Origin of the sequence: Mesorhizobium sp. M0018 (assembly GCF_040323955.1) — a bacterium.
Taxonomy (GTDB): Bacteria; Pseudomonadota; Alphaproteobacteria; order Rhizobiales; family Rhizobiaceae; genus Mesorhizobium.
Genome location: NZ_JAMYVL010000009.1, coordinates 206,809 through 227,215, shown reverse-complemented (window position 1 = coordinate 227,215; position 20,407 = coordinate 206,809). Strand labels below are relative to the sequence as shown.

General features: G+C 63.8%; 18 protein-coding genes. 5 read left to right on the top strand and 13 right to left on the bottom strand.

From position 1 onward, the window contains the following. Window positions 1-5: 5 nt before the first annotated feature. The 4 genes from NKJ81_RS15505 to uxaC all read right to left on the bottom strand — a co-directional run bounded on the left by NKJ81_RS15505 (window position 6) and on the right by uxaC (window position 4,347). Window positions 6-1,286 carry a TRAP transporter large permease gene (locus tag NKJ81_RS15505; RefSeq protein WP_292656436.1) on the bottom strand — a complete coding sequence of 427 codons (1,281 nt, stop codon included), beginning with the start codon at window positions 1,284-1,286 and terminating at the stop codon, window positions 6-8. 4 nt (window positions 1,287-1,290) lie between these two features. Beyond that, entirely contained in the window at window positions 1,291-1,818 is a 528-nt protein-coding gene (locus NKJ81_RS15500) for a TRAP transporter small permease (protein WP_023719697.1), read from the bottom strand. A 103-nt stretch (window positions 1,819-1,921) separates the two neighbouring features. Then, on the bottom strand, window positions 1,922-2,899 hold the full coding sequence (locus tag NKJ81_RS15495; RefSeq protein WP_352540928.1) for a TRAP transporter substrate-binding protein: 978 nt from the start codon (window positions 2,897-2,899) through the stop codon (window positions 1,922-1,924). Between the two features lie 38 nt (window positions 2,900-2,937). Continuing rightward, entirely contained in the window at window positions 2,938-4,347 is a 1,410-nt protein-coding gene (gene uxaC, locus NKJ81_RS15490; protein ID WP_352540927.1) for a glucuronate isomerase, read from the bottom strand. Window positions 4,348-4,522: 175 nt separating this feature from the next. Here uxaC and NKJ81_RS15485 point away from each other — a divergent pair, with 175 nt between their 5' ends. Together NKJ81_RS15485 and uxuA are read left to right on the top strand one after the other, a co-directional pair. Continuing rightward, entirely contained in the window at window positions 4,523-6,025 is a 1,503-nt protein-coding gene (locus NKJ81_RS15485; protein WP_352540926.1) for a mannitol dehydrogenase family protein, read from the top strand. Then, complete coding sequence (uxuA, locus tag NKJ81_RS15480; RefSeq protein WP_352540925.1) at window positions 6,022-7,200, top strand: mannonate dehydratase; 1,179 nt, start codon at window positions 6,022-6,024, stop codon at window positions 7,198-7,200. Before NKJ81_RS15485 ends, uxuA begins: the two co-directional genes overlap by 4 nt. A 168-nt stretch (window positions 7,201-7,368) precedes the next feature. On the opposite strand, the gene NKJ81_RS15475 is transcribed toward uxuA, so the two are convergent. The 6 genes from NKJ81_RS15475 to NKJ81_RS15450 all read right to left on the bottom strand — a co-directional run bounded on the left by NKJ81_RS15475 (window position 7,369) and on the right by NKJ81_RS15450 (window position 13,173). Then, a complete protein-coding gene (locus NKJ81_RS15475) occupies window positions 7,369-7,776 on the bottom strand; it encodes a F0F1 ATP synthase subunit epsilon (RefSeq protein ID WP_023678096.1) in 408 nt (135 codons plus the stop codon). A 119-nt stretch (window positions 7,777-7,895) separates the two neighbouring features. Beyond that, window positions 7,896-9,461, bottom strand: a complete 1,566-nt coding sequence (gene atpD / locus NKJ81_RS15470; RefSeq protein ID WP_352471279.1) for a F0F1 ATP synthase subunit beta — start codon at window positions 9,459-9,461, stop codon at window positions 7,896-7,898. 67 nt (window positions 9,462-9,528) lie between these two features. Then, window positions 9,529-10,413 carry a F0F1 ATP synthase subunit gamma gene (locus NKJ81_RS15465; RefSeq protein WP_352540924.1) on the bottom strand — a complete coding sequence of 295 codons (885 nt, stop codon included), beginning with the start codon at window positions 10,411-10,413 and terminating at the stop codon, window positions 9,529-9,531. Window positions 10,414-10,441: 28 nt separating this feature from the next. Further along, window positions 10,442-11,971, bottom strand: coding sequence for a F0F1 ATP synthase subunit alpha (atpA, locus tag NKJ81_RS15460; RefSeq protein WP_352489181.1), 1,530 nt, complete (start codon window positions 11,969-11,971; stop codon window positions 10,442-10,444). Further along, window positions 11,971-12,531, bottom strand: coding sequence for a F0F1 ATP synthase subunit delta (locus NKJ81_RS15455; RefSeq protein WP_352540923.1), 561 nt, complete (start codon window positions 12,529-12,531; stop codon window positions 11,971-11,973). The genes atpA and NKJ81_RS15455 overlap by 1 nt, the downstream gene beginning before the upstream one ends. 246 nt (window positions 12,532-12,777) lie before the next feature. Then, a complete protein-coding gene (locus tag NKJ81_RS15450; RefSeq protein ID WP_352500793.1) occupies window positions 12,778-13,173 on the bottom strand; it encodes an AGROH133_08824 family phage infection protein in 396 nt (131 codons plus the stop codon). A gap of 210 nt (window positions 13,174-13,383) precedes the next feature. Here NKJ81_RS15450 and NKJ81_RS15445 point away from each other — a divergent pair, with 210 nt between their 5' ends. Together NKJ81_RS15445 and NKJ81_RS15440 are read left to right on the top strand one after the other, a co-directional pair. Further along, window positions 13,384-13,629 (top strand): type II toxin-antitoxin system Phd/YefM family antitoxin, encoded by a 246-nt coding sequence (locus NKJ81_RS15445; RefSeq protein WP_254018681.1) that lies wholly within the window; start codon window positions 13,384-13,386, stop codon window positions 13,627-13,629. After that, entirely contained in the window at window positions 13,626-14,081 is a 456-nt protein-coding gene (locus tag NKJ81_RS15440) for a type II toxin-antitoxin system VapC family toxin (RefSeq protein WP_352540922.1), read from the top strand. Before NKJ81_RS15445 ends, NKJ81_RS15440 begins: the two co-directional genes overlap by 4 nt. A 9-nt stretch (window positions 14,082-14,090) precedes the next feature. Here the strand turns inward: NKJ81_RS15440 and NKJ81_RS15435 are convergent, their stop codons facing one another. After that, a complete protein-coding gene (locus tag NKJ81_RS15435; RefSeq protein ID WP_352540921.1) occupies window positions 14,091-16,274 on the bottom strand; it encodes a primosomal protein N' in 2,184 nt (727 codons plus the stop codon). 90 nt (window positions 16,275-16,364) lie between these two features. Here NKJ81_RS15435 and fsa point away from each other — a divergent pair, with 90 nt between their 5' ends. Next, window positions 16,365-17,018 (top strand): fructose-6-phosphate aldolase, encoded by a 654-nt coding sequence (gene fsa / locus NKJ81_RS15430; RefSeq protein WP_023678103.1) that lies wholly within the window; start codon window positions 16,365-16,367, stop codon window positions 17,016-17,018. A 72-nt stretch (window positions 17,019-17,090) separates the two neighbouring features. On the opposite strand, the gene NKJ81_RS15425 is transcribed toward fsa, so the two are convergent. Then, a complete protein-coding gene (locus NKJ81_RS15425) occupies window positions 17,091-17,672 on the bottom strand; it encodes an LPS assembly lipoprotein LptE (RefSeq protein WP_352540920.1) in 582 nt (193 codons plus the stop codon). Further along, complete coding sequence (leuS, locus tag NKJ81_RS15420) at window positions 17,659-20,283, bottom strand: leucine--tRNA ligase (protein ID WP_352540919.1); 2,625 nt, start codon at window positions 20,281-20,283, stop codon at window positions 17,659-17,661. Before leuS ends, NKJ81_RS15425 begins: the two co-directional genes overlap by 14 nt. Between the last annotated feature and the right edge of the window lie 124 nt (window positions 20,284-20,407).

Sequence of the window (20,407 nt, the reverse complement as noted above, 5' to 3'; positions counted from 1 at the left end):
ACCCCCTATTTGAAGACGCTCGGCAGCCATAGCGAAATGGCCGGAATGTAAGTGACGAGCGCCAGCACCACGAGGCCTGCCGCATAGAACGGCCAGATCGAGCGCATCGATTCCCAGACGGATATCTTGCCCACTGCACACGCCACGAACTGCACCGCGCCTACCGGCGGCGTGTTCAGTCCGATGCCGAAATTGAGGATCATGATGACGCCGAAATGCACCGGATCGACGCCGTAGGCCTGCGCAACGGGCAGGAAGATCGGCGTGCAAATGATGATCGTCGGCCCCATGTCCATGAACGTGCCGAGGAACAGCATCAGGAGGTTGAGCAGGAGAAGCACAACCAGCGGATCGTCCGAGATCGCGTTCATGGAGGCTATCAACGCTGCCGGCACTTTCAGGAAGGCCATCAGCCACGAGAACGCCGCCGCCATGCCGATGATGAGCAGCACCATGGCCGTGGTGCGCACGGCGCCATGGGTAGCATGAACGAACCCTTCCCAGGTCATCTGCCGGTAGACGAAGACGGTCACGAGCAGCGCATAGATGACGGCGATACAGGAACTCTCGGTGGCGGTGAAGACGCCCGATCGCACGCCGCCGAAGATGATCGCGATCAACAGCAGGCCGGGCACGGCGACGGCGAAAAGATGCGCGACCGCGGTGAAGCCCGGAAACGCCTCGGTCGGATAGCCGCGGGAGCGCGCCACGATATAGGCGGTGACCATCAGCGACAGGGCCAGCAGCAGGCCCGGGATGATGCCGGCCGTGAACAAATCGGCGATGGAGATCTTTCCGCCTGCCGAGATCGAGTAGATGATCATGTTGTGCGACGGCGGCAGCAGCAGCGCGATCAGTGCCGCCATCGACGTGACGTTGACGGCGTAGTCCGCTCCATATCCACGCGCCTTCATCTGCGGGATCATCAGGCCGCCTACCGCCGCTGCCTCCGCCACCGCTGAGCCGGAAATGCCGCCGAACAGTGTAGCGGTTGCAATGTTGACCTGCCCGAGACCGCCGCGCAAATGGCCGACGAGCGAGCCGGCGAAGGCAACGATCTTGCTGGCGATGCCGCCGCGTACCATCAAGTCGCCGGCGTAGATGAAAAACGGAATGGCCAGCAGTGAAAAGACGCTCATGCCGGAATTCAGGCGCTGGAACACGATCAGCGGCGGCAGGCCCATATAGAGGACAGTGGCGAGGCTTGCGACGCCGAGGCAGAAAGCGATCGGCGTGCCGATAAGCATCAGCAGGGTGAAGACGCCGAAGAGAATCCACAGTTCCATGGCGTCAGACCTTCACGTTGGCGGTGTCGAGTTCGGCCGCGACTTCGGCCGGCGGCAGTTCATCGAGGGCATCGTCGATCGGCGCGCCGGAGAGGCGAAGCACAATGCGCTCCAGCGTGAAGAGCACGATGAGCGCGCCTCCCGCGACAAGCGGGACGTAGTCCCAGCCCCCCGATATGCCGAGCGACGGCAAGACAGAGCCCCAGGTCAATGCGACCAGCTGACTGCCGTACCAGATCATGCCGATGCCGAAGGCGAGCGCGACGAGATCCGAAATCATCCGCAGCCAGCGCTTGCCGCCTTTCGGCAGCACGTAGAGCAGTACGTCGAAGCCAAGATGGTAGTTCTCGCGCACACCGACGGCAGCGCCGAGGAAAATGAACCAGCTCATCAGCATCACCGAGCCGGGCTCGGTCCAGCTCGGCGAGCGGTTCAGAACATAGCGGCCGAACACCTGCCAGGCGACGAACGCGGTCATCAGCACCAGCCCGATGCCGGCGATCGACAGCGCCGCCGTGCTGACGCGCGACATCACTTGCGCGACGCCGGACAGGAGCGGTGTTGGTTTTGGGCTGGAAGTCACCGGTTTTCTCCCCAGGAGGATGGCGGCACGGAATGTCCGCGCCGCCGCTTTATCACTGCACGGCCTTGATGGCTTCGACCATGGCCTTCAGCTTGTCGTCCTTGACGTGCTTCTCGTAGACCGGCCCCATCGCGTCGATGAAGGGCTGCTTGTCCGGCGTCGTGATCTGCGAACCGGCCGCCTCGACCTTGGCGCGCGATTCCTTGACCTTGGCGGTCCACAGCTCGCGCTGCTTGGCGACGCTCTCCTTCGCGGCCGCCTTGAAGATCGCCTGGTCTTCCGGCGTCAGCTTGTCCCAGCTCGACTTCGCCATGACGAAGGCTTCCGGCACCATCGTATGCTCGTCGAGCGAATAATACTTGGCGACTTCCGCATGCTTGGCGGTGTCGTAGCTCGGAAAATTGTTCTCCGCGCCGTCGATCACCCCGGTCTCGATCGCCGAATACACTTCGCCATACGGCATCGGCGTCGCGTTGGCGCCGAGTGCCGCCACCATGTCGACGAAGATGTCGGACTGGATGACGCGGAACTTCATCCCGGCCATGTCGGCTACGGTGTTGATCGGCTTCTTCGAATTGTAGAAGGAGCGCGACCCGCCGTCATAAAAGGCGAGCAGCACCAGCCCGACCTTGTCGAACGCCGCCGCGATCTGGTCGCCGATCGCCCCGTCCATGACCTTGTGCATATGCTCTTCCGAACGGAAGATGTAGGGCAGCGAGGGCACGGTGGTCTCGGGGATGAGCCCGTTGAACGGCGCCATCGAGACGCGGTTGAGATCGATCACGCCGGTGCGCACCTGCTCGATCGTGTCCTTTTCCTCGCCAAGTTGCGCGGAAGGATAGATCTCGACCACATAGCGGCCGGCCGTGCGCTCCTTCACCAGTTCGCCGAAATATTTGACCGCCTCGACCGTCGGATAGCCATCCGGGTGGGTGTCGGACGAGCGCAGGACCGTCTGGGCGCTTGCCGATCCGGCCAGCAGTGCGGCGGCAACTAGCGTAGCTCCCGCCAGTCTCGAAAAATGCAGCATTGGTTTCCTCCCTTTTTGAATGATGGCGGCAAGCGCCGTTAGAGCCGGTACGCCTTTTTCGCGAGCGCATAGGCAAGTTCCTGCGCCAGCTCGTGCGCCTCGTCTTCGCCGAGCCGATGCTCGGCGACGAGACGCGCCAGAAAAGCGCAATCGACCCGGCGCGCCACATCATGGCGGGCCGGTATGGATGGAAAGGCGCGGGTGTCGTCGTTGAAACCGACGGTGTTATAGAAACCGGCGGTTTCGGTGGTCATCTCACGGAACCTGCGCATGCCTTCGGGGCTGTCGTGGAACCACCAGGCCGGCCCGAGCTTCAATGCCGGGTAGACGCCGGCGAGCGGCGCCAGCTCGCGCGCATAGCTGGTCTCGTCGAGCGTGAAGAGGATGATGGTGAGGTCGCGCTCCAGCCCGACGCAGTCGAGCAGCGGCTTCAGCGCCGTCACATAGTCGGTTCGGGTCGGAATATCGAAGCCTTTGTCCCTGCCGAACTTGTGAAAGATAGAAGGCGAATGATTGCGCCAGGAGCCGGGATGGATCTGCAGGACCAGCCCGTCGTCGCGGCTCATCTTGGCCATCTCGGTCAGCATCTGGGCGCGGAACAGCTTTCGCTCGCGCTCGTCGTCCGAGCCCCGGCGGATGCGGTTGAACAGCTCCTGCGCGGCAGCATCCGAGAGATTGGCTGTTTCGGCCGTCGGATGACCGTGATCGGAGGAAGTCGCGCCAAAGCTCTTGAAGAAGGCGCGCCGCTGGCGATGCGCATCGAGATAGCCGGCCCAATTGCCGGTGTTGCAGCCGGTGATCTCGCCAAGCCGGTCGAGATTGGCCGAGAACCCTTCGAAGTCGGGATCGACGATCGCATCCGGCCGATAGGCGGTGACGACGCGGCCGTCCCAGCCGCTGTCGCGGATCATCTGGTGCCATCTGAGATCGTCGAGCGCGCCTTCGGTCGTTGCGATGACTTCAATATTGAAGCGCTCGAACAGCGCTCGCGGGCGAAAATTCTCCCACTGCAGCAAGGTCGAGATCATGTCGTAATGGCGGTCGGCGGTTGCGGCCGTCAACGGCTCGTCGATGCCGAACAGATGGGCAAGCACATGGTCGAACCACAGCCGGGTCGGCGTACCCCGAAACAGGTAATAATGCTCGGCGAAGCACCGCCAGATCGTTCTGCCGTCGGTTTCAACCGGCGAGCCGTCAAGCGTCGGCACACCAAGCTCCTCAAGCCGAACGCCCTGGCTGAACAGCATGCGGAAAATGTAGTGGTCCGGCACGATCAGCAACTGCGCCGGATCGGGAAACGCCTCGTTGAGCGCATACCAGCGCGGATCGGTGTGGCCGTGCGGGCTGACGATCGGCAGGTCCTTGACCGTGGCGTAGAGATCGCGGGCCAGCGAACGCGGGCGCGCCTCGGCGGCAAACAGCAAGTCCGGATCCGTCAATGCGGCCACGTAAATCCTCCCAATCCGGACATCGGTAGGGTTGGAAAGAAATAATGTCAACATACAAAAACTTGGTTGTTGTATGATGACTTTTCGTCGGCCATTGCCCATTGTGCGTGACGGCATCGGGTGTTACGCCGCCTGCCAGCAGTGACCCAACAATCTCGATCAGACACGTGGCGCAATGATCAGTAGACGCCTTTCCAACAGCACGCTGAAGGCACTGCCGGCTTCGGTCGCGATTCCGCGCTACGACCGCGGCGGCGTCGCACCTGGCATCGTCCATCTCGGCGTCGGTGCCTTCCATCGCGCCCACCAGGCGGCCTATGTCGACGACTGCCTGGCGGCGGGCGAGGCGGACTGGGGCATTGTCGGCGTGTCCTTGCGCAGTCCTGACACGCGCGACGCACTGGCGCCGCAGGATGGCCACTACACGCTGGCGATCAGGAGCAGCGTCGGCGAAGAGCTGCGCGTCGTCGGCTCGATCCTGTCGCTGCTGATGGCGCCGGAAGATCCGGCTGCGGTGCTCGCCGCCCTGACCGATCCGCGCACCCGCATCGTCACGCTGACGATCACCGAAAAGGCCTATTTGAGGGCAGCCGGCGGCGGCCTCGACAATACCCACCCCGACATCGTCCATGATCTGGCCAACCCGCAAATGCCACGGACGGCGCATGGTTTCCTGACCGAGGCGCTGTCGCGCCGCCGTGCCGCCGGCATCCAGCCTTTCACCGTGCTCTGCTGCGACAACCTTCCGGCCAATGGTGCCACACTGCACCGCCTGCTGGTCGAATTCGCCGCACTGCGCGATGCCAGGCTCGCCACTTCAGGCGATGCCAGGCTCGCCGCACACATCGCCGACGGCGTCGCCTTCCCGTCGAGCATGGTCGACCGCATCGTGCCGGCGACCACCGATGCCGACCGGGCGCGTATCGCCGTCGAGCTCGGCGTCGAGGATGCCTGGCCGGTGATGACCGAGCCGTTCTGCCAATGGGTGGTCGAGGATGATTTCCCGGCAGGCAGGCCGGCCTGGGAAAAGTTCGGCGTCACCATGGTCGGCGACGTCGGGCCCTTCGAGGACATGAAGCTGCGGCTGCTCAACGGTTCGCATTCGGCAATCGCCTATCTCGGCCTGCTAAGCGGCTACGACACGGTCGACCGCGCCTTTGCCGACCCGGCGATCCGGCAATTCGTCGACGGACTATGGGCCGAGGCCATCCCGACGCTGCCGCAGGACGCCGGGCTCGATACGGCCGGCTACACGGCCCAGCTCGCCGAACGCTATTCGAACACCGCGCTCGCCCATCGCACGGCGCAGATCGCCAATGACGGCAGCCAGAAGCTGCCGCAGCGCATCGTCGCCTCTGCCCTCGATCGACTGGGCGCCGGTGACCCGCCCGCGCATCTCATGCTGGTGGTGGCGGCCTGGATCGCCGCTTGCGAGGCGCGCGGCAAAACCTTGCCGGAAGCTCATTTCACCGACCCGATCGACACTCGGCTTACGGCGCTCGGCAGCCGACCGGCTGGTGAAACGGTGACAGCGATATTCGATCTCGCCGGCTTCGCCAAGGACCATGCCCACCGCATGACACTGATCGATCTGACGGCAGCCCATCTCGAGCGCCTGCGGCGGGGCGGACCTGCCGCTGCCTTCGCAGCGCTTGGCATAGGCAGTGAGAAGCCATGAGACAAACCTGGCGCTGGTTCGGGCCGGACGATCCGGTGACGCTTGCCCATGTCCGTCAAGCCGGCGCCGTCGGCATCGTCAGCGCGCTGCATCACCTCAATGACGGCCGCGCCTGGCCGGCGGACGAGATCGCCAGGCGCAAGGCCGAGATCGAGGCAGCAGGCCTGACCTGGGATGTGGTCGAGAGCATCGTCGTGCACGAGGACATCAAGACCCGCAGCGGCGACTGGCGCAGCCTGATCGACAATTACAAGGCCTCGATCCGCGCCGTCGCCGCCGCCGGGATCAATACCGTCTGCTTTAATTTCATGGCGATCACCGACTGGACGCGCACAGACCTCGATTATCCCATGCCGCATGGCGGCACGGCGCTGCGCTTCGATGTCGTCGAGCTCTGCGCCTATGACGTCTTCATCCTCGAGCGAGAAGGGGCCGAGGCCGATCACCCACCGGCCCGCGTCGAGGCCGCGCGTGCGCGACTGCAAGGGATGAGCGACAGCGACAAGGCAAGGCTGGAGCGCAACCTGATCGGCTGGGTCCCGGCGCGCGAATTCATCTTCGATCGGGCAAGCTTCCGCCGCGCCCTCGACCTCTACAAGGACGTCTCCACCGAAGGCCTGCGCGAAAACCTGTTTGCCTTCCTGCGCGAGATCGTGCCGATCGCCGAAGAGGCCGGAGTCAGGATGGCGATCCACCCCGACGATCCGCCCTTTTCGCTGTTCGGCCTGCCGCGCATCGTTTCCAACGCCAATGATGCCCGCGCGCTGCTCGACGCGGTCGCTTCGCCGGCTAACGGGCTGACCCTGTGCACCGGCTCCTACGGCGCGGGCGCGCAGAACGATCTGCCGACGATGGCCGAGGCCTTCGCCGAAAACATCCATTTCGCCCATCTGCGCAATGTCACCAAGGAGCCAGACGGCTCCTTCCACGAAGCCGAGCACCTCGACGGCGACACCGACATGGTGGCGGTCGTGTCGGCGCTGATTGGCGAAGAGCGGCGGCGCAAGGCGGCAGGCAGGGCGGACTGGCAGATCCCGATGCGTCCGGACCATGGCCATGCCATTGTCGATGACATCGGCAAGAAGGTGAACCCCGGCTATTCCTGCATCGGCCGCCTGAAGGGCCTCGCCGAACTGCGCGGCGTCATGCGCGCAGTGGAGGTACTGACGGTGTGACCAGCCCCCCTTCTCCCCTTGTGGGAGAAGGTGGCCGAGCGGAGCTCGGTCGGATGAGGGGTGCTCCAGGGATCGCCGCCGTCTCAGTTCTTCCAACACCCCTCAACCGTCTCGGCGCTGCGCGCCGATCCACCTTCTCCCACAAGGGGAGAAGGCAAGGGGCGCCTGTTAAGCCGGCAACAGCGCACCTTCAAGCGTCGTAAGCTGGTTGAGGAACTGCTCGGCCTTGCTGCGGGTCTGGTCGTCCTTGGCGTCGGCGGCGTCTTCCCTGGCCTCCTGGATGCGGCGGGCAAGGTCGGCGCGGTCGATGTCGCCGACGGCCACAGCCGATTCCGCCAGCAGCGTGCAGCCGGCCGGAACGATGTCGGCAAAGCCGCCGAACACCACATAGCGCTCTTCCTTGCCTTGCGCGGTCTTTAGCGTGACGACGCCCGGCTTGATCGTCGTCATGACCGGCGCGTGATGCGCCATGACAGTCATTTCGCCCTCGGCGCCCGGAATGACGACGGATTCGACCTGCTCGGAAACCAAGAGGCGCTCCGGCGAGACCAGTTCGAATTTGAAAGCTTCAGGCATGATCAATTTAGCGACTGGTGAATGGTGAATGGTGAATGGTCAGAAAGAATGACCTTCACTCAGCCCCCGATTTCCTGTCCGCTACTCCCCATTCACAATTCACTATTGACCATTCACCATCAGGCCGCTTCAGCGGCCAGGCGCTGTGCCTTCTCGACCGCTTCCTCGATGCCGCCGACCATGTAGAAGGCGGCCTCCGGCAGATGGTCGTAATCGCCGTTGCAAAGGCCCTTGAAGCCCTTGATAGTGTCGGCGAGGTCGACCAGCTTGCCCGGTGCGCCGGTGAACACTTCGGCGACGAAGAAGGGCTGCGACAGGAAGCGCTCGATCTTGCGGGCGCGGGCCACGGTCTGCTTATCCTCTTCCGACAGCTCGTCCATGCCCAGGATGGCGATGATGTCCTGCAGCGACTTGTAGCGCTGAAGGATCGACTGCACCTGGCGGGCGACCTGGTAATGCTCTTCGCCGACAACCATCGGGTCGAGCATGCGCGAGGTCGAATCGAGCGGATCGACGGCCGGATAGATGCCCTTTTCCGAAATCGCGCGGTTGAGCACGGTCGTCGCGTCGAGGTGGGCGAACGAGGTGGCCGGTGCCGGGTCGGTCAGGTCGTCGGCCGGCACATAGATCGCCTGCACCGAGGTGATCGAGCCCTTGGTCGTCGTGGTGATACGCTCCTGCAGCGCGCCCATGTCGGTGGCCAGCGTCGGCTGGTAGCCCACGGCTGAAGGAATGCGGCCGAGCAGCGCCGACACTTCCGAGCCCGCCTGCGTGAAGCGGAAGATGTTGTCCACGAAGAACAGCACGTCCTGGCCCTGGTCGCGGAAATATTCGGCAACCGTCAGCCCGGTCAGGCCGACGCGGGCGCGGGCGCCCGGCGGCTCGTTCATCTGGCCATAGACGAGCGCCGCCTTGGAGCCTTCGCCGCCGCCCTTCTTGTTGACGCCGGACTCGATGAACTCGTGATAGAGGTCGTTGCCTTCGCGGGTGCGCTCGCCGACGCCGGCGAACACCGAGAAGCCGCCATGCGCCTTGGCGACGTTGTTGATCAGTTCCTGGATCAGCACCGTCTTGCCGACGCCGGCGCCGCCGAACAGGCCGATCTTGCCGCCGCGGGCATAGGGGGCCAGCAGGTCGAGCACCTTGATGCCGGTGACCAGGATCTGCGCTTCCGTCGACTGCTCGACATAGGTCGGCGCCGGCTGGTGGATCGAGCGCATCTCGATGCCGTCGACCGGGCCTGCCTCGTCGACCGGCTCGCCGATGACGTTGATGATGCGGCCGAGCATGCCCGGGCCGACCGGCACGGTAATCGGTGCACCGGTGTCATAGACGTCCTGGCCGCGGACCAGACCTTCGGTCGAGTCCATGGCGATGCAGCGCACGGTGTTTTCGCCGAGATGCTGGGCCACCTCTAGCACCAGGCGATTGCCGACGTTGATCGTCTCAAGCGCGTTCAGGATCGCCGGCAGATGTTCGCCAAACTGGACGTCGACAACGGCGCCGATGACCTGGCGAACCTTGCCTGCCAGGCCGGTTTTCTTGATGGTGTCGGCCGGCGCATTCACAGCGGCGGCCTTGGTTGCTGCCGCCTTCTTGGCCGGAGCGGCCTTTGCTGCTGCCGGAGCCTTCGCTGGTGCCGCGGCCTTCGGGGCTGCCGTCTTCGGGGTCGCTGCTTTCGCCATCGTCCTTACCCTTTTCGTCTCTTTGTTTCTCACACGCTTGAGGTCGATGACCTCCTTGTGGGCGTGCCTAGAGCGCCTCGGCGCCCGAAATGATTTCGATCAATTCCTTGGTGATCTGCGCCTGCCGCTGGCGGTTGTAGGTGATCGACAATTTGTTGATCATGTCGCCGGCGTTGCGCGTCGCATTGTCCATGGCGCTCATCTTGGCGCCCATCTCGCCGGCAGCATTCTCGAGCAGCGCGCGAAAAACCTGCACGGAAATGTTGCGCGGGATGAGATCGGAGAGGATCTCGCCCGGCTCCGGCTCGTATTCGTAGACGGCGCTGCCGCCATACCTCACTTCCGCGCCAGCCGCAGGCGCGCCCGCCGGGATAATTTGCTGCGCCGTCGGGATCTGGCTGATCACCGACTTGAACTGCGAATAGAACAGCGTGCAGATATCGAAGCCGCCTTCGTTGAACAGGTGGATCACCTTCTTGGCGATGGCATCGGCATTGACGAAGCCCAGCGTCTTGACCTCGCGCAGGTCGACACGCTCGATGATCAGCGCCCCGTAGTCGCGGCGCAATATGTCGAACCCCTTCTTGCCGACGCAGATGATCTTGACCTGCTTGCCGTCTGCCAGAAGCTTACGGATGTGGTCGCGGGCAAAGCGGGCGATCTGCGAATTGAAGCCGCCGCACAGACCGCGTTCGGCCGTGCAGACGACAAGCAGATGCACGTCGTCCTTGCCGGTGCCGGTCATCAGCGCCGGGGCATCGCCGCCGCCGCCGATCGCCTGGGTGATGTTGGCCAGCACCGCGCCCATGCGCTCCGAATAGGGACGCGCCGCTTCCGCCGCTTCCTGCGCGCGACGCAGCTTCGCCGCGGCGACCATCTGCATCGCCTTGGTGATCTTCTGCGTCGCCTTGACCGAGGCGATACGGTTACGAAGGTCTTTTAACGAAGGCATGCTTCAAACCTGATCCCGTCCGTCCTGCTCAAGCAAAGGTCTTGGCGAAGGCGTCGATTTCTGCCTTCAGCCTGGCGCGCAGATCGTCGGACAGCGCCTTCTCCTTGCGGATGCCGTCGAGCACGTCCTTGCCGGCCGAGCGCATATGCGACAACAGGCCATGCTCGAACTTGCCGACCTGGTTGATCGCCAGCTTGTCGAGATAGCCGTTGACGCCGGCGAAGATCACCGCGACCTGCTCCTCGACTTTGAGCGGCGAGAATTGCGGCTGCTTCAACAGCTCGGTCAGACGCGAGCCGCGGTTGAGCAGGCGTTGCGTGGCGGCATCGAGGTCGGAGCCGAACTGCGCGAAAGCAGCCATTTCGCGGTACTGCGCGAGCTCGCCCTTGATTGACCCGGCAACCTGCTTCATCGCCTTGATCTGCGCCGAGGAGCCGACGCGCGACACCGACAGGCCGACATTGACCGCCGGGCGCACGCCCTGGAAGAACAGATTGGTTTCCAGGAAGATCTGGCCGTCGGTGATCGAGATGACGTTGGTCGGGATATAGGCCGAAACGTCGTTGGCCTGCGTTTCGATGATCGGCAGCGCCGTCAGAGACCCGCCGCCGTTTTCGTCGTTGAGCTTGGCAGCGCGCTCGAGCAGGCGCGAGTGCAGGTAGAAGACGTCGCCGGGATAGGCCTCGCGGCCCGGAGGACGGCGCAGCAGCAGCGACATCTGGCGATAGGCGACGGCCTGCTTCGACAGATCGTCGTAGCTGATCAGCGCGTGCATGCCGTTGTCGCGGAAATATTCGCCCATGGTGCAGGCGGTGAACGGCGCCAGGAACTGCATCGGCGCCGGATCGGAGGCGGTCGCGGCGATGATGATCGAATAGTCGAGCGCGCCGCGCTCTTCCAGGACCTTGACGAACTGCGCCACGGTCGAGCGCTTCTGGCCGACGGCGACATAGACGCAGTACAGCTTTTCCTTCTCAGGGCCGTTGTCGTGCACCGATTTCTGGTTGAGCATGGTGTCGAGGATGATCGCGGTCTTGCCGGTCTGGCGGTCGCCGATGACCAGCTCGCGCTGGCCGCGGCCGACCGGGATCAGCGCGTCGATGGCCTTGAGGCCGGTCGACATTGGCTCGTTCACCGATTTGCGCGGGATGATGCCGGGCGCTTTGACGTCGACGCGCTTGCGTTCGGTGGCCTGGATCGGGCCTTTGCCGTCGATCGGGTTGCCGAGCGCGTCGACGACGCGGCCGAGCAGACCCATGCCGACGGGTGCATCGACGATGGCGCCGGTGCGCTTGACGGTGTCGCCTTCCTTGATGTCGCGGTCGGCGCCGAAGATGACAACGCCGACATTGTCGGCTTCGAGGTTGAGCGCCATGCCGCGGATGCCGCCGGGGAACTCGACCATCTCGCCGGCCTGGACATTGTCGAGGCCGTAGACGCGGGCGATACCGTCACCGACGGACAGCACCTGGCCGACTTCGGAGACCTCGGCCTCCTTGCCGAAATTCTTGATCTGGTCTTTCAGAATTGCGGAAATTTCCGCGGCGCGGATGTCCATCAGCCGACCTCTTTCAGTGCAAGCTTGAGCGAATTGAGTTTGGTTTTGAGCGACGTATCGATCTGGCGCGAGCCGATCTTGACCACCAGTCCGCCGAGCAGCGACGGATCGACGGTGACCGTGATCGCCACGTCTTTGCCGGCGACGCTTTTCAGCGCTGCTTTCAGCTCGGTTTCCTGGGCAGGCGTCAGCGCATGCGCCGAGGTGACCTCGGCAGCGGTCTCGCCGCGGTGTTCGGCGGCGATCCGGCGGAACGCCTTGATCATGCCGGGCACGGCGAACAGCCGGCGATTCTGGGCAACGACGCGCAGGAAATTGCCGGTGAGGCCGGTAATCCCTGCTCTGTCGGCGATCGCGGCGATCGCCTTGGCCTGGTCCTCGCTGGAGAAGACAGGGCTCCTGATCAGCCGCGAAAGGTCAGCGCTGCCTTCGAGCATCGTTTCGAACCTGTTGAGGTCGGCCTCGACGCTGGCGACCGAATTGGCCTGCAGCGCGAGTTCGAACAGCGAACCCGCATAGCGTTCTGCGACACCTGAGATTGGCGATGACGATTGGGCCACGGACCGTCTTTTCTCTTGTCTGACAGGCCGCAGATTGTTGGCGCGAGCAAAAACTCTGGCTAAATCTTTGACCTTACTACATTTTTCCAAGCACGGAGGCGCGGCTTCCGCTATCCCCGGTCGAAAGTCGATTGCCGTCTAGCACAGGCATTTTCAGACCGCAATGCGTCGTCCGGCATGGTTTTCAGGCACTATTGTCGCATCCGCCGGGCGAGTTCAGCAACCAACCCCGGATTGATCCCTGATTCAGGGCAAAAAGCCGAAGGCGAAGGCAAGCGGCAGCGCCGCCAGCACCAGCTCGACGACGATGGAAGCCCAGTTGAACGGCGTGTTGGCGCCGTCCGACATCATCGATAGCAGCCGGCCGAAGGCGGTGAACAGCCAGGAGAAGCCGAGCGCCATATAGAGCAGCGGCTGCGCCAAGAGGATGCAGCACAGGCTGACACCGAGATAGAAGCCCGACATCCTGCCGCGACCTTCGGCGATCGCCGCCGCCTTCTCGGGCTTGACCTGCAGCCTGAGAATCCGGAAGGCCAGCCCTGGCGCCAGGAACAGCAGCAGCCCGAAAAGCAAGGTCACGACGGCGCTTGACCATGCCAGCCACTCGCCCTGGCTCATCGGCCATGGAAACGCAAATTCCATCCTTGTCCCCTCGTAAATGGATATTCAAAATTTTCGGGCATTCTAGCGAAGCAAGAGACATGCGCCAGATGGGCCGTCGCAATTTACGGGGCGTCAGCCCAACGCGAGCGCCGTTGTATCGACCGGGCTAACAGGACGTTACACAACGGGCTGTTTTTTTCTGCACAATTCCTATATTGTGACTACATGAGACCACAAGAGGTTCCGCGCATGAAGACGATGCAACTACGAGAGGCAAAGGCCAGCCTTTCCGCGCTCGTGGAGGCTGCTGAGAACGGTGAGCCCACGGTTATCACCAAGCACGGCAAGCCCGCAGTCATGGTGGTGCCAATCGGTGAGGGACGGAAACTTTATCCGCAGAACAGCCAAAAAGACTTCGTGGATTTCCTGCTTCAGTATCCAGGCGGCATCGAGCTTGAGCGAAACGAATCGCCGTCGCGGGAAGTGGAGTTTTGACCGGCTATCTGCTTGATACGTCTTTTCTCTCGGCATTTGCACCTGGTCGGCCTCTGCTTCCGGCACACGTGCAGAACTGGGTTGCCGAACAAGGAGAACGCGGCTCTTGGCAGCTCTCGTCGATCGTCATCTTGGAGGTGGAAGGAGGAATCGCGAAACTGAAGCGGGCGGGCGGGCATATGAAGGCAGAGCGCATCAATGAGTGGTTCGAAAGGTTGCTTCTAGAGTTCAACCAGCGCATCCTTCCCATCGATTTAGCAATCGCGCGAGAAGCCGGAAAACTGGAAGACGCCACTATCGCCAGAGGCGCCAATCCGGGTCTGGCGGACGTTCTGATCGCAGCTACTGCCCGTTTGCACGGCCTGTCAGTTTTGACGGCCAACACCCGGCATTTTGCGATTCTCGACGTGCCTTACCTGAACCCATTCACCGAACGCGCCTCGAAAGGGTAATTCGACAGCTTACAAAAAGCTCTGCGGGTCGATGTCGACCTGGACTCGCACCGAGCCCCTTATCTTTGGTCCCTCGGCCAGCATGGTGCGAATGAACCCTTGCATGTCGGCGCGCCGCTCGCCCTGGATCAGCAGGCGAAAGCGATGGCGGCCGCCGATCAATGACAGCGGCGCCTCGGCCGGGCCGAGCACGAACAGGTCGGTGGCTTGCGGCGCGGCGCGACGCAGGCCACGGGCGTGCCCTTCGGCTTCGGCCCGTGTCGCCGCGCTGACGATGACGCCGGCGAGCCTGCCGAAGGGCGGCAGCCCCGCCCGCTCACGCTCGGCGATCTCGCGCTCGTAGAAGGCCTCGGCATCGCCTGAGACGATCGCGCGCATCACCGGGTGGTCGGGTTGGAAGGTCTGCAGCAGGCCGAGGCTTTTCTTGCCGGTGCGACCGGCGCGGCCGGTCACCTGGCTGAGCAGTTGGAAGGTGCGCTCGGCGGCGCGCGGGTCGCCATTGGCAAGGCCGAGATCGGCATCGACCACACCGACCAGCGTCATATTGGGGAAGTTGTGGCCCTTGGCGACGAGTTGCGTGCCGATGACGATGTCGGCCTCGCCATTGGCGATGGCTTCAAGCTCGAGCCGCAGCCGCCGCACGCCGCCCATCAGGTCCGACGACAAGACGATGGTGCGGGCATCGGGGAAATGCGCGACGACCTCCTCGGCGATGCGCTCGACGCCTGGCCCGCAGGCGACCAGATGATCGAGCGTGCCGCATTCCGGACAGGCTTCGGGCCGGCGTTCATTGTGCCCGCAGTGGTGGCAGACGAGCTGGCCGCGAAAGCGGTGCTCGACCAGCCAGGCCGAGCAGACCGGACAGCCGAAGCGGTGGCCGCAGACCCGGCAGAGCGTCAGCGGCGCATAGCCGCGCCGGTTGAGGAACAGCAGCGACTGTTCCTTTCTTTCCAGCGTCTGCCGCATATGGCCGAGCAGCACCGGCGACAGGAAGCCGCCGCGTGCCGGCGGCGCGCGGCGCATGTCGACCGTCTTGAGATCGGGAAGTGCCGCCTCGGCAAAGCGCGCCGAAAGCACCGCCCTGCTGTAGCGGCCCTGGCTGGCATTGACCCGGCTTTCGACCGACGGTGTCGCCGAAGCGAGCACGACCGGAAAACCGCCGATATGGCCGCGCACCACGGCCATGTCGCGCGCGTTGTAAAAGACGCGATCCTCCTGCTTGTAGGCGGGGTCGTGCTCTTCGTCGACGACGATCAGTCCAAGCTCCCTGAACGGCAGGAACAGCGCCGAGCGCGCGCCGGCGACGACCCGCGCGCCGCCTTCCGCCACCTGCCGCCAGACCTTTTCGCGCATCCTTGGCGGCAGATCCGAGTGCCATTCCGCCGGCTTGGCACCGAACCGCTCCTGGAAGCGTTCGAGAAAAGCGTGGGTCAGCGCAATTTCCGGCAGCAGGATCAGCACCTGCTTGCCGCGATCGAGCGCGGCCGCAACCGCCTCGAAATAGACCTCCGTCTTGCCGGATCCGGTTACACCATCGAGCAGGGTGACGCCGAATGTGCCGGTCGCGACGTTGGTGCGCAGCATCTCGGCTGCTTCGCTCTGGTCCGGCATCAGTGAAGGCACGGCGTAGCCGGGATCGGGTGCTGCGACCACCGGCCGCGGCGGGATCATCACCGTCTCGAATACGCCCTGCGCCCGCAGCCCGTCCACCACCGTCGACGACACGCCTGCCGCATGCGCCAGGCCGGATCGCGTCCAGGCAAGTCCGCCTTCGGCTGTCTCCAGCACGCGCATCCTCGCCTCCGTCATCCGGTCGGGCTTGGCGAAGGTGCGCTGCAGCCCTTCGATCCACGGCTCCGGATCGAACGCCTCCGGCGCCCTGAGCAGCATGCGCGCCACCATGCCGGGCGGCGACAGCGTGTACTGCGCCACCCAATCGACAAAACGCCGCATCGCGCGGTCGATCGGCGGGCAGTCGAAAACCTGCTCGATCGGCCGCAATTTCTTCGCGTCGACCTTTTCGACGGCGCCGTCCCAGACGATGCCGGCGACCTGGCGAGGCCCAAGCGGAACGCGCACGATCGAGCCCGGCACCACGCGCATGCCAGCCGGCACGGCATAGGTGTAGGGGCGCTCGGCGGGCATCGGCACCAGCACCGGTGCGGCCGCGACAAAGGGCGAATCTTCCATCATGAGGCGTGACCTTGCCCCGACTTTGGTCTAGATCAAAGTCCGACCCCAAATGTGCATGACGTGCACATGAAAAATCTTCAGGAGACCGCCATGAAATTTTTTGTCGACACCGCCGATGTCAAGGAAATCCGCGAGCTGAACGATTTGGGGCTGCTCGACGGCGTAACCACCAATCCGTCGCTGATCCTGAAATCCGGCGGCAAGATCGCCGACGTCACAAGGGAGATCTGCGAGATCGTCAAGGGCCCGGTCTCGGCCGAAGTCGTCGCCACCGAATACAAGGACATGATGGCGGAGGCCAAGATCCTGGCCAGGATCGCCGACAATGTCTGCATCAAGGTGCCGCTGACGCTCGACGGCCTGAGGGCCTGCAAGGACATCCGGTCGGACGGCCGCATGGTCAACGTCACGCTGTGCTTCTCGGCCACCCAGGCGCTGCTCGCCGCCAAGGCCGGCGCCTCCTTCATCTCGCCCTTCGTCGGCCGCATCGACGACAGCGGCTGGGACGGCATGGAGCTGATTGCCGATATCCGCACCATCTACGACAATTATGACTTCCAGACTGAAATCCTGACCGCTTCGGTGCGTACCGTGAACCATGTCAAGCAGGCGGCGCTGATCGGTGCCGATGTCATCACCGCGCCGCCGGCGACGCTCAAGGCGCTGGTCAAGCACCCGCTGACCGACAAGGGCCTGGAACTGTTCCTCGCCGACTGGGCAAAGACCGGGCAGAAGATCGGCTGAAGCGACTATCCTACGAACAAAAAAGGCCGAGCAACCGGCCTTTTTTTTGCAGATTGCGCACTCTGGAAAGACCTAGCTTGCCGCCGGCTTGCCGTGCTTGATCAGATCCTGGGCGATCGACAGCCGCAGCACATCTGCCAGCTCGCGCGCCGCACGGTTCTCGGCATCGATCTGGGCTCGGTATGACGCGAATTCCTGGCGCGGCCTGTCGTATGACGACGGAATCGAGCGCTTGCCCCTCGCTATGACCGTGCCCGTCTTGGCATCGCTGAGCACATAGTTGGCAGTCAGCGTCACAGTGCCGGCGGTCGGCTCGTCCTCGTCGGTCGTGACCTGCTCGATTGCCGCCGATTCGACGAGTTCGGAGACGCCGAGATCAAGCGAATAGACCGGCGAAGCCGGCTCGCCGGCGCCCTGGCCGAGCGCGAAGATCAAATTGTTGCGGACCTGCTGGGCGTAGCGGGTCTTGACCGGTTTGACTGAGATAGATGCCAGTTCGGCAGCAGCACCGACCTGCGAGCCGGCGATCAGCGGCGCGCTCGAATAGAGCGGCCGCACCGTGCAGGCGGAAACCAGCGCCACCGACGCGAGCAGCCCGCAAAGCACGACACGGCGCAGCGTCAGCACTGTCTTTCGCGGCTCAGGCAACGACATTAACGATCCTCTGCGGCACGATGATCACCTTGCGCGGCGCCTTACCTTCGAGCGCTCTCTGCACGAAGTCGAGGGCCAGAACCGCTTTTTCGACCGCACCTTGGTCCGCGTCGCGGGCAATTGTCAAATCGCCGCGTTTCTTGCCGTTGACCTGGACCGGCAGCACGATCTCGGCGTCGACGACAAGCGAGGGATCGTAGTCCGGCCAGGGCCGTTCGGCGACAAGGTCGGTGCCGCCGAGCGTCTCCCAGCACTCTTCGGCCAGATGCGGCATGACCGGCGCGATCAGGTGCACCAGGATCTCGACGGCCTCACGGCAGGCCGCTTGCAGCGCCGGACCGGCCTTGCCCTCTGCCGCCTCGTTGAGCGGCACGGTCAAGGCATTGGCGAGCTCGTAGATGCGCGCGATGGCGCGGTTGAAGGCGAGCTTTTCGATATCCTCGCCGACCGACTTCAGGATCTTGTGCGCGGCCTTGGACACTGTCCCGGCCTCGCCGTCCTTCGCCGCCTCTGGCCGGACTCCGGCGAGCGATTCGGCAGCCGTCGACACCAGCCGCCAGATGCGCTGGATGAAGCGGTGCGCGCCGGCTGCGCCCTCGTCGGTCCATTCGACATCGCGCTCGGGCGGCGAGTCCGACAGCATGAACCAGCGCGCCGTATCGGCGCCGTAGCCGTCGGTGATCTCTTCCGGACTCACCGTATTCTTCTTCGACTTCGACATTTTTTCGAGCGGACCGATCACCGCCTCTTCGCCGGTGGCGATTTCGAAGGCGCGGCGCTTGCCGTCGGCGTCTTCCAGCCTGACCTCGCTTGGCGCAAGCCAGCGGCCGTTCGAGGCGCCACCAACCCGATAGGTCTCGTGCACCACCATGCCTTGCGTGAACAGGCCCCTGAACGGCTCGGCGAGATCGACATGGCCGGTCTCGCGCATTGCGCGGGTGAAAAAGCGCGAATAGAGCAAATGCAGGATCGCATGCTCAATACCGCCAATATACTGGTCGACCGGCAGCCATTCAGTCGCGGCCTCGGGGTCGGTCGGATCGTTTGCCCACGGCGCGGTGAAGCGCGCGAAATACCACGAAGAATCGACGAATGTGTCCATCGTGTCGGTTTCGCGCCGCGCATCCTTGCCGCAACGCGGGCATTTGACGTGCCGCCATGTCGGATGGCGATCGAGCGGATTGCCCGGCCGGTCGAACTCGATGTCGTCCGGCAGCTTGACCGGCAGGTCGGCCTTCGGCACCGGCACCACGCCGCAATCCTCGCAATGGATCATCGGGATCGGGCAGCCCCAATAGCGCTGGCGCGAAATGCCCCAGTCGCGAAGGCGGAAATTCACCTTGCGCTCTGCCATCGGCCGGTTGCCGATGGTCCTTTGTTCCAGCAGCTTCGCCACCTCGTCGAATGCCTGATCCGGCTTCATGCCGTCGAGGAAGCGCGAATTGATCATCGCGCCATCATCGACGTAAGCCTCGTCGATGACCTGGAAGCTTCCTTGATTCTCGCCTTCCGGCATCACCACCGGGATGACCGGAAGGCCGTATCTGTTGGCGAAGTCGAGGTCGCGCTGGTCATGTGCCGGGCAGCCGAAGATGGCGCCGGTGCCATAGTCCATCAGCACGAAATTGGCGACGTAGACGGGTAGCGTCCACCTCTCGTCGAACGGATGGACGACGCGAATGCCGGTGTCGAAACCCTTCTTCTCGGCCGTCTCCAATGCCGCCACCGAAGTGCCCATATGGCGGACTTCGTCGATGAACTTTGCCACCGCCGGATTGTCCTCGGCGGCCTTTTTGGCCAGCGGATGGTCGGCCGCAATCGCCATGAAGGACGCGCCGAAGATGGTGTCGGGCCTGGTCGTATAGACTTCGAGCTCATGCTCGCCGCCGACTGTCTTGGCCAGCGGCCAGCGGATCAGCAGCCCTTCCGAACGGCCGATCCAGTTCGCCTGCATCAGCTTTACTTTTTCCGGCCAGTCGTCGAGCTGATCGAGCGAATCCAGCAGATCCTGCGCGTAATCGGTGATCTTGAAGAACCACTGCGTCAGCTCGCGCTGTTCCACCGGCGCGCCCGAGCGCCAGCCGCGTCCGTCGATGACCTGCTCGTTGGCAAGCACCGTCATGTCCTCCGGATCCCAGTTGACCTTGGAGGATTTGCGCGTCACCAGCCCCTTCTCGACGAAATCGAGGAACAGCATCTGCTGGCGATGATAGTAATCGACATCGCAGGTGGCGAACTCGCGCGCCCAATCGAGCGACAGGCCCATGACCTTGAGCTGCTCGCGCATGGCGGCAATGTTCTGATAGGTCCAGTCCTTGGGGTGGACCTTGTTCTGCATCGCCGCGTTTTCGGCTGGCATGCCAAAGGCGTCCCAGCCCATCGGGTGCAGCACGTTGAAACCCTTGGCCCGCTTGTAGCGCGCCACCACGTCGCCCATCGTATAGTTGCGGGTATGGCCGATATGGATGCGCCCGGACGGATAGGGGAACATCTCCAGCACGTAGTATTTCGGGCGCGGGTCGTCATTGTCGGCTTCGAACAGCTTCTTGGCGTCCCAGGCCTTCTGCCATTTGGGCTCTGACGCGCGCGGATTGTATCGTTCGGTTGCCATCGGGTGTTTTTCACTTAAAAGCATGCGCGAGCCGCCGGACAATGCCCGGGCGGCTCAAGAAATGTCGTCGCGGTGTTCACCATGGATTGCCGGACCCGTCAACTGCGGCGATCCGGCGAAAAGC

Bases quoted from the DNA above. Each gene is read 5' to 3' on its own strand.
- NKJ81_RS15505 (WP_292656436.1), bottom strand. From the start codon at position 1,286: ATGGAACTGTGGATTCTCTTCGGCGTCTTCACCCTGCTGATGCTTATC.
- NKJ81_RS15500 (WP_023719697.1), bottom strand. From the start codon at position 1,818: ATGTCGCGCGTCAGCACGGCGGCGCTGTCGATCGCCGGCATCGGGCTG.
- NKJ81_RS15495 (WP_352540928.1), bottom strand. From the start codon at position 2,899: ATGCTGCATTTTTCGAGACTGGCGGGAGCTACGCTAGTTGCCGCCGCA.
- NKJ81_RS15485 (WP_352540926.1), top strand. From the start codon at position 4,523: ATGATCAGTAGACGCCTTTCCAACAGCACGCTGAAGGCACTGCCGGCT.
- uxuA (WP_352540925.1), top strand. From the start codon at position 6,022: ATGAGACAAACCTGGCGCTGGTTCGGGCCGGACGATCCGGTGACGCTT.
- NKJ81_RS15475 (WP_023678096.1), bottom strand. From the start codon at position 7,776: ATGCCTGAAGCTTTCAAATTCGAACTGGTCTCGCCGGAGCGCCTCTTG.
- atpD (WP_352471279.1), bottom strand. From the start codon at position 9,461: ATGGCGAAAGCAGCGACCCCGAAGACGGCAGCCCCGAAGGCCGCGGCA.
- NKJ81_RS15465 (WP_352540924.1), bottom strand. From the start codon at position 10,413: ATGCCTTCGTTAAAAGACCTTCGTAACCGTATCGCCTCGGTCAAGGCG.
- atpA (WP_352489181.1), bottom strand. From the start codon at position 11,971: ATGGACATCCGCGCCGCGGAAATTTCCGCAATTCTGAAAGACCAGATC.
- NKJ81_RS15450 (WP_352500793.1), bottom strand. From the start codon at position 13,173: ATGGAATTTGCGTTTCCATGGCCGATGAGCCAGGGCGAGTGGCTGGCA.
- NKJ81_RS15445 (WP_254018681.1), top strand. From the start codon at position 13,384: ATGAAGACGATGCAACTACGAGAGGCAAAGGCCAGCCTTTCCGCGCTC.
- NKJ81_RS15435 (WP_352540921.1), bottom strand. From the start codon at position 16,274: ATGATGGAAGATTCGCCCTTTGTCGCGGCCGCACCGGTGCTGGTGCCG.
- fsa (WP_023678103.1), top strand. From the start codon at position 16,365: ATGAAATTTTTTGTCGACACCGCCGATGTCAAGGAAATCCGCGAGCTG.
- NKJ81_RS15425 (WP_352540920.1), bottom strand. From the start codon at position 17,672: ATGTCGTTGCCTGAGCCGCGAAAGACAGTGCTGACGCTGCGCCGTGTC.
- leuS (WP_352540919.1), bottom strand. From the start codon at position 20,283: ATGGCAACCGAACGATACAATCCGCGCGCGTCAGAGCCCAAATGGCAG.